This is a genomic window from Paraburkholderia sabiae (genome assembly GCF_030412785.1).
GTDB lineage: Bacteria > Pseudomonadota > Gammaproteobacteria > Burkholderiales > Burkholderiaceae > Paraburkholderia > Paraburkholderia sabiae.
Genome location: NZ_CP125295.1, coordinates 1,454,616 through 1,466,364 on the forward strand (window position 1 = coordinate 1,454,616; position 11,749 = coordinate 1,466,364).

General features: G+C 58.5%; 11 protein-coding genes. 9 read left to right on the top strand and 2 right to left on the bottom strand.

Annotation, left to right across the window (positions count from 1 at the left end; all coding sequences use genetic code 11):
• Positions 1-6 precede the first annotated feature (6 nt).
• Both guaA and QEN71_RS06555 read left to right on the top strand, forming a co-directional pair.
• The gene (gene guaA, locus QEN71_RS06550; protein ID WP_201650236.1) at positions 7-1,590 is read left to right on the top strand and encodes a glutamine-hydrolyzing GMP synthase; all 1,584 of its coding nucleotides are present in this window, start codon (positions 7-9) and stop codon (positions 1,588-1,590) included.
• 222 nt (positions 1,591-1,812) lie between these two features.
• Positions 1,813-3,129 (top strand): tyrosine-type recombinase/integrase, encoded by a 1,317-nt coding sequence (locus QEN71_RS06555; RefSeq protein ID WP_201650237.1) that lies wholly within the window; start codon positions 1,813-1,815, stop codon positions 3,127-3,129.
• 169 nt (positions 3,130-3,298) lie between these two features.
• Here the strand turns inward: QEN71_RS06555 and pdxR are convergent, their stop codons facing one another.
• Entirely contained in the window at positions 3,299-4,768 is a 1,470-nt protein-coding gene (gene pdxR / locus QEN71_RS06560; RefSeq protein ID WP_233471787.1) for a MocR-like pyridoxine biosynthesis transcription factor PdxR, read from the bottom strand.
• An 87-nt stretch (positions 4,769-4,855) separates the two neighbouring features.
• Here pdxR and QEN71_RS06565 point away from each other — a divergent pair, with 87 nt between their 5' ends.
• Genes QEN71_RS06565 through QEN71_RS06585 form a run of 5 tightly spaced genes read left to right on the top strand, consistent with a single transcriptional unit; the run spans position 4,856 to position 8,788 of the window.
• Positions 4,856-5,947 (top strand): four-carbon acid sugar kinase family protein, encoded by a 1,092-nt coding sequence (locus QEN71_RS06565; protein WP_201650239.1) that lies wholly within the window; start codon positions 4,856-4,858, stop codon positions 5,945-5,947.
• Positions 5,944-6,945 carry a 4-hydroxythreonine-4-phosphate dehydrogenase PdxA gene (gene pdxA, locus QEN71_RS06570; RefSeq protein ID WP_201650240.1) on the top strand — a complete coding sequence of 334 codons (1,002 nt, stop codon included), beginning with the start codon at positions 5,944-5,946 and terminating at the stop codon, positions 6,943-6,945. Before QEN71_RS06565 ends, pdxA begins: the two co-directional genes overlap by 4 nt.
• 27 nt (positions 6,946-6,972) lie before the next feature.
• Complete coding sequence (locus QEN71_RS06575; RefSeq protein ID WP_233471785.1) at positions 6,973-7,653, top strand: 4-hydroxythreonine-4-phosphate dehydrogenase; 681 nt, start codon at positions 6,973-6,975, stop codon at positions 7,651-7,653.
• Positions 7,650-8,027 carry a cupin domain-containing protein gene (locus QEN71_RS06580; protein WP_201650241.1) on the top strand — a complete coding sequence of 126 codons (378 nt, stop codon included), beginning with the start codon at positions 7,650-7,652 and terminating at the stop codon, positions 8,025-8,027. Before QEN71_RS06575 ends, QEN71_RS06580 begins: the two co-directional genes overlap by 4 nt.
• Before the next feature lie 56 nt (positions 8,028-8,083).
• Complete coding sequence (locus QEN71_RS06585) at positions 8,084-8,788, top strand: cyclase family protein (RefSeq protein WP_201650242.1); 705 nt, start codon at positions 8,084-8,086, stop codon at positions 8,786-8,788.
• 31 nt (positions 8,789-8,819) lie between these two features.
• Here the strand turns inward: QEN71_RS06585 and QEN71_RS06590 are convergent, their stop codons facing one another.
• The gene (locus QEN71_RS06590) at positions 8,820-9,245 is read right to left on the bottom strand and encodes a MerR family transcriptional regulator (protein ID WP_201650243.1); all 426 of its coding nucleotides are present in this window, start codon (positions 9,243-9,245) and stop codon (positions 8,820-8,822) included.
• Between the two features lie 103 nt (positions 9,246-9,348).
• Between QEN71_RS06590 and QEN71_RS06595 the strand changes: the two genes are divergently transcribed.
• Entirely contained in the window at positions 9,349-10,170 is an 822-nt protein-coding gene (locus QEN71_RS06595) for an oxidoreductase (RefSeq protein WP_201650244.1), read from the top strand.
• A 195-nt stretch (positions 10,171-10,365) separates the two neighbouring features.
• A complete protein-coding gene (locus QEN71_RS06600) occupies positions 10,366-11,706 on the top strand; it encodes an APC family permease (protein WP_201650245.1) in 1,341 nt (446 codons plus the stop codon).
• Positions 11,707-11,749: the final 43 nt, after the last annotated feature.

Here is an 11,749-nt window from a genome sequence, read left to right on the forward strand (position 1 = left end):
GCTGCCATGCATGACAAGATCCTGATCCTCGACTTCGGTTCGCAAGTCACCCAACTGATCGCACGACGCATCCGCGAAGCGCACGTGCTGTCGGAAATCCATCCGCACGACGTCAGCGACGAATTCATCCGCGAATTCAAGCCGACGGGCATCATCCTGTCGGGCGGCCCGAATTCCGTGACCGAGACGGACACGCCGCGCGCGCCGCAAGCGGTGTTCGAAGCGGGCGTGCCCGTGCTCGGCATCTGCTACGGCATGCAGACGATGGCCGAGCAGCTCGGCGGCAAGGTCGACAGCGGCCATCTGCGCGAATTCGGCTACGCGGAAGTGCGCGCGCGCAATCACACGAGCTTCCTCGACGGCATTCAGGACTTCGCGACGCCCGAAGGTCACGGCATGCTGAAGGTCTGGATGAGCCACGGCGACAAGGTGCTCGAAATGCCGGCGGGCTTCCAGCTGATGGCATCGACGGAATCGTGCCCGATCGCCGCGATGGCCGACGAAGCGCGTCACTTCTACGGCCTGCAATGGCACCCGGAAGTCACGCACACGGTGCAGGGCCGCGCGATGCTCGAACGCTTCGTGCTGAAAATCTGCGGCGCGAAGCCCGACTGGGAAATGGGCAACTACATCGACGAAGCCGTCGAAAACATTCGCAAGCAGGTCGGCGACGAGCACGTGATTCTCGGCCTGTCGGGCGGCGTGGATTCGTCGGTGGCGGCGGCGCTGCTGCATCGCGCGATCGGCGACCAGCTGACCTGCGTGTTCGTCGATCACGGTCTGCTGCGTCTGAACGAAGCCGAGCAGGTGATGTCGATGTTCGCCGACAACCTCGGCGTCAAGGTGATCCACGTCGACGCGAGCGAAGCGTTCATGTCGAAGCTCAAGGGCGTGACGGATCCCGAAGCGAAGCGCAAGATCATCGGCGCGGAGTTCGTCGAAGTGTTCCAGACGGAAGCGGGCAAGCTGACGGACGCGAAGTGGCTCGCGCAAGGCACGATCTATCCGGACGTGATCGAATCGGCGGGCAAGGGCAAGAAGGCCGCGCACACGATCAAGAGCCATCACAACGTCGGCGGTCTGCCGGAAACGCTGAACTTGAAGCTGCTCGAACCGCTGCGCGAACTCTTCAAGGACGAAGTGCGCGAACTGGGCGTGAAGCTGGGCCTGCCGCCTTCGATGGTGTATCGCCATCCGTTCCCGGGCCCGGGCCTCGGCGTGCGGATTCTCGGCGAAGTGAAGCGCGAATACGCCGATCTGCTGCGCCGCGCGGATGCCATCTTTATCGAATCGCTGCGCACGTTCATCGACAAGGAAACGGGCAAGTCGTGGTACGACCTGACGAGCCAGGCGTTCGCGGTGTTCCTGCCGGTGAAGAGCGTCGGTGTGATGGGCGATGGCCGCACGTATGAATACGTCGTCGCGCTGCGCGCTGTGCAGACGCTCGACTTCATGACGGCGCACTGGGCGCATCTGCCGCACGATCTGCTCGGCCATGTGTCGAACCGGATTATTAATGAGGTGCGCGGGATCAATCGCGTGGTGTATGACATCTCGGGCAAGCCGCCTGCGACGATTGAGTGGGAGTAATTTAGGATCCTCTGCAGTGGTCTGCAGAGGTCCGTCGATTCCCCGATTTCCCATACAAGATCAAGGGTTTATCGACTATTTTGGTCCGCTGCCGTCCGTCGGCAGCGTTACGTCGCCGACGGCATGAGCGACGGTATAGCATCTTTCTCTGCAGACGATCCATTTTGATACCGTCACGGCGCGTGACGGTATCAAACACGGTATCAGTTCACGGAGTATTGCATGCTTACGGACCTCGAATTGCGGGCGCTCAAGCCAACTGGCAGGATATACAAGGTCGCTGACCAGCGCGGCCTGTACGTGGCTGTTACCTCGTCCGGAGCGGTGAGTTTCCGCTTCGACTATCGTCTGAATGGTCGCCGGGAGACCCTGGTCATTGGCCGCTACGATCCCGGGCTGCCAGCACGCGGCGCACGCGCTGCCGACGAACTTTCCTTTGGCATGTCGATGCGTCTTGCGGAAGCGAGGCTGCTCCTTGAACGAGCGCGTCGGGAAGTTGAACAGGGCATCAGTCCGTCGAGAAGCAAGGTTGAAAAGCGTGTGGAAGCGGCCGAAGCGATGACGTTCGGGAAGTGGGCCGAGAAATACTTCGCGGAAGCCACGCTCGCGGCGTCGACCCGCGCGATGAGGAAGTCCGTCTACGACCGGAATCTTGCAACGGAGTTCGGGCGGCTGAAGCTCGAAGAGATCACACCTTCAAGACTCCTGATGAGGTGTGAGAAGATCAAGGAGCGGGGCGCGGCTGCACCTGCCGTTCAGGCACGCGACATCGTCCTCCAGGTCTATCGTTTTGTGCAGGCAAGAGGGCTGAAGGTAGCCAATCCTGCAGAAGACATACGGCCCTCTGCCATCGCTACTTTCAAACCGCGAGACCGGGCACTGACACCCGGGGAAATCCACGTGTTTTTCAAAGGGTTGGAGCGGACAGCCACCTTGCCAACGTTGCGTCTGGCCATCAAGTTCATGTTGCTGACAATGGTGCGCAAGTCAGAATTTATTCTCGCCAACTGGAGCGAGGTAGATTTTAATACAGCGGTCTGGACTATCCCGAAAGACCGCATGAAGGCAGGGCGTGCGCACAACGTCTATCTGAGCCAGCAAGCTCTGGACATACTGGTCACCTTCAAGACTTGCTTTGGCGCGAGTGCGTTTTTGCATCCCGGCCGATATGAGACTGAATTACCGATAAGTGCCGCCACCCTAAATCGTGTGATCGACAGTACGGTCAAACTGGTCCGTGAGAGCGGGGAGCCAGACTTCGAATCCTTCTCGGTGCATGACCTGCGAAGAACGGCGAGCACGCAACTGCATGAGGCCGGGTTCAACAGCGACTGGATAGAGAAATGTCTGGCGCACGAACAGCGTGGGGTACGCGCGGTGTACAACAAGGCTGAATATGCCGAGCAGCGAAGGACGATGCTACAGACTTGGGCTGATATGCTTGAGGGGTGGATAGCGAAGAACCCCGAAACTGATAGCGCCGCTAAGGTATCCCTACCAAAAGCGCTCCAAAACGGGAGCTTGGAGCGACAATACTAATCGAGAATTTTTGATTTGCTTTGTGGTCTTCAGCGCATCTCGACACATACCCCCTCTGCCGATTGGGATGGACTTTGCTCCCACGTTTTCCCAATACGACGGATGGCACTCGCGGGACCAGCGGAGGAATTTTTCACTCGAACAAGCTAATTCGCACATGCTGTGCGGCCTAATGTGAATAACATTGCTGGATGCAAGTGGTCAATTCATCCAGCGCAGCCGACAGATCGCTCAGATCCATATGGGCGTATCCAAGCAAAAAACCATTCGACTCTTCCATAGCTGAACTTGCAAATTCCCGCACTTCGTTGAAGACGATGCCGCGTAAATTCAAGGCCTTTCGCAATTCGAGATCGAATGCCCGCTCACGGCCGGCCACAACAACGTGCAACCCCCCTTCATCGCCTCTCAATTCGATTTCGCTGACGTATTCGGCCAAGCGTCCGCGGACCAAGTCGCGCATCGCGCCATAGTGGCGTCGTACTCTGCGCAGATGCTTGTCGAGCTCTCCTGAGACCAAGAGGGTCTCGATAATTTTCTGGACCGGCCAGGAGACATGGACACGTTCGCGTTCGATGTGTGCGGCCAGGGCGGTTGCTGCAGCCTTTGGCGCTGCGATAAAGCCGAGCCGCAGGGAGGGGCTGACTGCTTTCGCAAACGTGCTCAGGAGTAGCGTATTTTCTGGTGCGCTCGCAAACAACGGCGGATAACGCGTGCCTGCGTAATGGAATTCGCAGTCGTACTCGTTCTCGACAATCATTGTCCCGTGTGTGCGAGCTAGGTCAATGAGCGAACGACGCCGAGGTCCGGACAGACGACCGCCAAGCGGGTATTGGTGCGCTGGCGTTACGTGTACCAACGCTGGAGTTGTCGGCGACTCAATGATCCGTTCAACCAACATTCCTTCGTCATCGACGGGCACGTGGTGCAGCGTCGCTCCTGAGCGCGCGAATGCCCAGTTGGCCCCTAGATATCCAGGGTCTTCGACCGCACACATGTCGCCATCGCGCAAGAATGTGCGCGATACGAGATGTAGTGCTTGCCCAGTTCCGTGGGTAACGACAATCTGATTGGGATCGACCGACACCGAACGATGTTCATGCAGCCAGTGCGCAATGGTATGGCGTAATCCTGGTTCTCCGCGTGGGTCGCCATATCCTGCCGGTGGAAGATGCCGCCCGGCTTCGCGGCACGCGTTGCGCCATGCCTCCAACGGCAGTGCCCGCACATTGACCTGTCCAAGACGCCAGTCGAATGCGGCGACCGGTTGCGGCGGCGCATCGTTGTTCTCATTATCGATACGTCGCAAAACAGACGATTGCCCGATGACTTCCTCTCGACGGGGAGCGGTAAAACCTCTGCTCGCGGCCACGAAGGTCCCACTTCGGCCGCGTCCTTCCAGGACGCCATCGGCAATCAATTCGTCATAAGCCTCTACTACGCAATTACGCGCGATACCCAGTTGCTGCGCTAGGTCGCGTGTCGGTGGCAGGCGAGTTCCGCATGGCAGGACCGCGTTGTCGATCCGTTCCCGTAATTGTCTGATGATTTGACGGAACACCGGTCCGCTTGCATACCGGTCGATCTCAAGGTCGACTAAAGCAGGATGGGATTGTTTCGATACGGCTGAGCGGACCATAGACACCGTGAAATTCCATTTTTTTGGTTCTTAAAAAATACATGAAAAACGTCAAAATTCAAGAACCAAAAACAGCGCGGAACTTCCATGCGTATTCGCATCATCACTGACGACTTCACGAGTGCCCTCGACGGCACTGCCTGTTTTGCCGAGCGCGGTTGGAATACGGCTGCGCTACTGCGGCCGGAAGATACAGAAAATGTTACGGCGACCGCAGTCGTCAGCCTAGACACGGACACGCGCGAACGCGTCGCTGCTGGCGACCCGGTAGCAGATGCCGCGCGTGCCTGGTGCCATGCTGATGTGCTCGTGCTGCAGTTCGACTCGACGTTGCGTGGGCACGTCGCCAAAGACTGTGTGAGCGCCCGCGCCGCATCTGGCCGCCGCAAGTTGCTGATCGCGCCGGCTTTCCCGTCGGCCGGACGGACGACGGAGGCTGGCCGTGTACTTGTCGACGGCGTTCCCGTACATAAAACCGCATTCGGGCGAGACCCGACCTTGCCGGTTCTGGAGTCCAGCGTGCCTGCGTTGTTTCTCGCGCAGGGTTTGCCGGTTGTCATCGCACGAGACGCAGCGCAAGCGAAAGTCCTGCTCGAAGAGCACGACGCCGTTGTGATGGATACGCGTGCCGAGGATGATCTCGATGCATTGGTCGGCTTGTTCGCCGGCTCACGAGACTTGCTGCTCGCCGGTTCCACGGGATTGCTGCGCGCGCTCGCCCGCGCGCTGTCGCAGCCCGAACCGATTCCTCAACTTGCGGCCTTGTCCTGCGATGCGCCTTGGCTGGTTGTCGGCAGCCTCAATCCGAGTTCGCGTCGCCAACTGAACGTGGCACGCGAGAGCCGCCGGATCAACGTGCTGGCTACCGGGAGTGATCGCCTGCCCGGCGCTGCTTTAGCCGAAGCGGCACTGCGCGACCTGGTGACGCAGGTCACCAACCTCATAGCCAGCGGAGCATGCGACGGCCTTGTCGTAACGGGTGGTGAAACAGCCAGACGCATCGTCGACTCACTGCCCGCCGTATCGCTGCGCGTACATCGCGAAATCCTGCCAGGCGTGCCGCTTGTCGAGGTTCGCAGCTCGAAAGGCAGCTTCCCGATGATTACGAAGGCCGGTGGTTTTGGCGGCGACGACGCGCTGCTCATCTGCCTCGACGCATTGACTGGAGCAAGAGTATGAAACAGAAACTGATCGCCGTGACGACGGGCGACGCGGCCGGCATTGGGCCCGAAATCGTCGTCAAGACATTCTCGAACGCCGCGTTTATCGCCGACTATCCGTCATTCGCCGTCGGCGATGCCGGAGTGCTGCGGCGCGCGGCGGCCGCGCTCGGTTTGCCACTCAAAGTCCGCGAGACGGATTCGGTTTCGGGCATCGCGCTGCGCCCGGGGACGCTCGACGTGCTGCGCGTGCCGGGTGCCGAGCCGTTGCCTGCCGACCTGCCGCTGGGTGTAATCAATGCACTGGCCGGCGAAGCGGCATTTGGTGCTATCCGCACGGCGATTGATCTAGCGATGAAGCGCGAGATAGCAGGCATCTGCACCGCACCGATTCACAAGGAGGCGCTTGCTGCTGCCTCCGTTCCTTATCCGGGTCACACGGAGATGCTCGCGGATCTTTCCGGCACGCGAGACTACGCGATGATGCTCGTGAACCCTACGTTACGCACGATTCTTGTGACAGTTCACTGCTCAATGCGCGACGCGATTTCAAAGCTGTCCGTCGAGACCGAATTGCGCATCATCCGACTCGCGCATCGTGCGATGACGGAACTCGGCATCGAGAACCCGCGTGTTGCCGTGGCGGGCCTGAATCCTCATGCCGGCGAGGGTGGTCTGTTTGGTCGGGAGGACCTCGACATCGTCGCGCCGGCCATCCAGCGCGCCCAGGCGGAAGGCATCGATGCAAGCGGCCCGTGGCCAGGCGACACGGTGTTCATGAACGCGCGCCGCGGCCGCTTCGACATCGTGGTGGCGCAGTACCACGACCAGGGGCTCATTCCGGTCAAGCTGGCCGGCGTCGAGGACGGCGTGAACATCACTGTCGGCCTGCCTTTCGTGCGAACGAGCCCGGACCACGGCACGGCGTTCGATATCGCTGGCAAAGGTATTGCCGACCCGGCCAGTTTGCAGGTCGCATTGCAAACAGCCCATCAATTCGCCCGTTCCCGGGTGTGAGCCATTTATATTTTCAAGGAGTCTAACGTGTCCTCCCATTTCATTCTGATGCTGACGGAGAACGATGCTACCGTCCCCGATGCACTGGCAGTCTACGACAGCCTGCGTGACAGCCTTGTTCACTTTGTCGGCTTCAAGGATATCGGTCTGCCGGTCGCGTCGCTCAAGCAACTGGCTCAACGCATCCGGGCCGACGGTCGCAAGGTGATGCTCGAAGTCGTCGCGACGAGCCGTCAAAGCGAACTCGAATCGATCCAGGCTGCGCTCGACATCGGCGTTGACTATCTGCTAGGTGGACGCCACGTCGAAGACGCGCTCACCATGCTCAAAGGTTCGTCGATCCAGTATTTCCCGTTTGCCGGCCGCACGGTCGGACACCCGACGGTACTCGAGGGTACGATGGACGAGATCGTCGAGGATGCTCGCCGCATCGCGGCCATGCCTGGTGTGCACGGTCTCGATCTACTCGCATACCGCTTCGCGGGTGAAGGCGATCCGGCCGAACTGACACGGCGCGTCACCGAAGCCGTGCCGGTCCCCGTCATCGCGGCTGGCAGCATCGACGGCGAAGTGCGCGTCAAGGCTATGATTGACGCGAGGACCTGGGGTTTCACTGTCGGCAGCGCATTGTTTCAGGGTACGTTCGTCAAGCGCCTCCTGCCGGCGCAGATCGACACCATTTTCCAGATCGAAGGAGTGACGGCATGAAGCTCAACAAGGTTAATGTTACGGCAGCATTCTCGGCTTTCAGCGAATACTGGTCGCCCAGGATCGGTGGCGACATCAATGATTCACAGATTAAGTTCGCGAAATTCAGCGGGACGTTCAACTGGCATCATCACGATCACGAGGACGAGCTGTTCTTCGTGGTAAAGGGCACGCTGCGCATGAAGCTGCATGCGGAAAATGGCGGCGATATTCTGATCGAAGAGGGTGAATACCTGATCGTGCCGAAGGGTACCGAGCACTGCCCGGAAGCCGTGACGGACGAAGTGCATTGCCTGTTGCTCGAGCCGAAGACGACGGTCAATACCGGCAATGTCGTCAACGAGCGCACGCGCACGAACCTCGAGCGGATCTGAAGCGGATGGCGCTCGACCTCTGGGCACTCCTGGGGCAGTTGCATGAGTGCAGGTTCGTGGACCTGACCCACGCGTTCGACGCGTCGATTCCGCACTCGCCGTTCTTCGAGCCTGAGACGCGTACGGTCCTGTACGACCACGCGCCGGCGCGTGGTTCGATGGGGCAGGGGTTTCTTGCGCATCGCTACAGCTTTGTCGGCCAGTGGGGCACGCATGTCGATCCGGGCGCGCACTTCGTGGCGGGCCGCCGGTTTCTCGACGAGATACCGGTGAGCGAGATGATCCTGCCACTGGTCGTCATCGACATCCGCGAGCAGGTAATCGCCAATGCGGACTATCGTTTGTCGACCGACGACATACTGCGTTGGGAAGCGCGCAATGGTCCGATACCACGCGGCGCGTTTGTCGCCAAGCATAGCGGCTGGGCGTCTCGCTGGCCGGATCGCGAGAAAATGTCGAATCGCGACCCTGAAGGTGTGGCACATTTCCCCGGCTGGACGCTCGAAGCGCTGCGTTGCATCTTCGAGGAACGTGGTGCGACGGCTTGCGGGCATGAGACGCTGGACACCGACGGCGGTCTCGCGATCAGTCGCGGTGATGGCTCGCTCGAACGCTATGTGCTCGACCAGGATCGTTGGCAGATCGAGTTGCTGGCCAATCTCGATGCGATGCCCGAAGCGGGGGCGCTTATCGTCGCGACTTGGCCAAAGCCGAAGCGTGGTTCCGGATTTCCGGCGCGTGTTTTTGCGATTGTGCCGTAACCGTAATACGTTGCCCTCTATCGGCGCGTTCTTATCGGCCGCGCCGCCCCTTCAGCGATCGCTTCGGACGGGCGGTGCGTACGCTTACCAGTGCTTCCATGTCTCGTGTTTTCTGGTACAGGGCAATTTTCTCGACGATGTAGGCTTCGCTTTGGCGTAGTTCGTCGATCTTGCCTCTGACTTCCTGCAGTCGCTCCTCCAGAATACCTATCGTTTCTTCGAGCGAGAAGGTGTTGGCCTCATAGGCCTGCATCAGCGGACCAATGTCCTTGAGGGCGAATCCGAGACGCTGTGCGTTGCGGACCTTGATGATCACATCCAGTGCATCGGCGCCATATTCCCGATAGGTGCGGCTTCCCGCCTGCCGCGCGGTCGATCGGATCAGACCCACTTCCTCGTAATGACGGATGCCGTCCTTGGACAGGCCGGATAGCTTTGCCAGCTCGCTGATCAGCACGGGATCATCCTCCTTTCTTTCGTGAGCCAAACGACTACTTGACTGTGGGGTTTCCCCACAGTTTATAAATAACGACTACCGTTCATTCAACGAAAAGGCAAACATGGCTATCTGCGCGCATCCCCCTGTTGCTCTGGTCACTGGGGCTTCTTCCGGTATTGGTAAAAGCATTGCCTTGGCGCTTCTGAAAGAAGGTTACATCGTCTACGGTGCGGCACGACGTGCTGATCAGTTGGCTCCGATCCAGGCCGCAGGCGGTCGTGTTCTCTACATGGACATCACGGATAAAGCCGCGGTCGATGCCGGGGTGGCGCAGGTACTAAACGAGCAACCCCGCATCGACGTGTTGATCAATGCCGCAGGATATGGCCAATATGGCGCGCTCGAAGACATACCGATGGACGACGCCCATCGGCAATTCGACGTGAATGTATTCGGTACGGCCCGGTTGATCCAGAAGGTGTTGCCAAAGATGAGGGAGCAGGCGGCCGGCAAGATCGTTAACGTAACGTCGGTCGGCGGAAAGATCTATACGCCGATGGGGGGCTGGTATCACGCCTCGAAATTTGCCCTGGAAGGGTACAGCGATGTGTTGAGGCTGGAAACCAGGCCTTTCGGCATCGACGTCATCGTGATCGAGCCCGGGATCATTGCAACAGGGTGGGGCGATATCGCTATCGCGGAAGCGCAGCGTCTCTCGGGCACGGGCCCATATATCAAGCTCCTTAGACAATACGTCGAAGTCCAGCGCCAATCGGAGGGCTCGTCGCCAGAGGCGATCGCTAAACTGACGCTCAAGGCATTGAAGGCATCGCGTCCGAGAGCGCGCTATCACGCGGGTGCAATGGCTGGCCCGATTTTATTTCTACGATGGCTGCTTTCGGATGCCATGTTCGACCGTTTGGTCATGATGTCTTTTCGGTGATCGATCCATACACTGTCGTACGGCAGTAGATATCCCGGGCGAATTCCGATCATCCAAAAGTGCACCGAAAAGCTTATGCTTTGGATCTTTTCCAATGATTAAGGCTAACGAAAATCGATCCTGACGCAACGCGAAGTTTGGGCGGAGACGCCGAGATTCACACGTTGCCATACAACACCTCTTCGGGATCAAGCTATGTCAACGGAATCATTTGGCTATAAGCAGGAACTGAAACGCACGCTTGGGTTTGTCGACCTCGTTATCTACGGTGTGATCTTCATGATACCGATCGCACCGTTTGCGATCTACGGCTACGTTGCGGATGCAGCAGGCCGGATGGTTGCCTTGGCGTATGTGATTGGGATGGTCGCCATGTTGTTCACTGCGCTGAGCTACAAAGTCCTGTCCGAGGATTTCCCGATTGCGGGGTCAGCTTATGCATACGCGCAACGAGGCATAGGCGAGACAGCGGGTTTCTTCACCGGGTGGATGCTCATCCTGGACTATCTACTGATTCCCGCGCTGACATATGTGGTCGCAGCTTCCGCGCTTTCGTCGCTGTTTCCGCTTTTACCCAAGTGGCTCTGGATTGTTGCTTTCTTACTCATTGGCACCGTCACCAACTATGTTGGCGTGCAGGTGACAGCGGCGGCCAACAGGCTGTTCCTAATTGCCCAGATCCTCGTATTGATCATCTTTTGCGTATGTGGACTGTACTCGCTGTATCACGGCGAGGGTGCAGGGCGCCTCACGCTGAATCCGCTGTTTCAGCCTGCGTCTTTCAAGCCGATCATGATTTTCTCGGCAGTGTCCGTGTGCGCCTTGTCTTTCCTTGGATTTGACGGCATTTCCATGCTCGCTGAAGAGGTCCGAGGCAACAGTACAAAGACCGTTGGAAATGCGACGGTCGTGTCCCTGCTATGTGTGGGCGTGTTGTTTGTACTGCAGACATGGATCGCAGCAGACCTGGCCGCCGGGCTCAAATTCAAGTCTTTGGATACTGCGTTCTATGAAATCGCCGAGGTAGCAGGAGGCAAGCCGTTGTCTTTGCTCACTGCTTGGTCCACGGCGCTGACCTTCGGGGTCTCTTGTTCTATCGCTTCCCAGACAGCTATTGCTCGCCTGCTTTATTCCATGGCGCGTGATCGAAAGTTGCCGCTCGTATTGGCTAGAGTCCATTCGGCGTTCAAGACGCCTCATGTCAGCCTGGTGTCGGTCTCGATTGTTTCACTGGGATTGTCGCTGGGATTTCTCGATCACCTGGATACTCTAACGAACTTCGTGAATTTCGGCGCACTCAGTGGCTTCATGATGTTGCATGTCGCGGTTATTTCACACTATATTTTCCGGAAACGCTCGCGGTCATTCCTCAAACATCTTTTGTCCCCGGCGATAGGTTTTGTGATTCTCGCCTACGTGCTCTACTCGATGGGCATGGCCACATGGGAATTGGGCGTGGCATGGTGCGGTTTCGGTATCGTCTATTACTTCATTCTGAAGAAAATCTTTCATCGAAATATGGTACTCGACGTCTGACAAATCTTTATGCGGAATTGGAAAAAAACGCACTCATCACGGA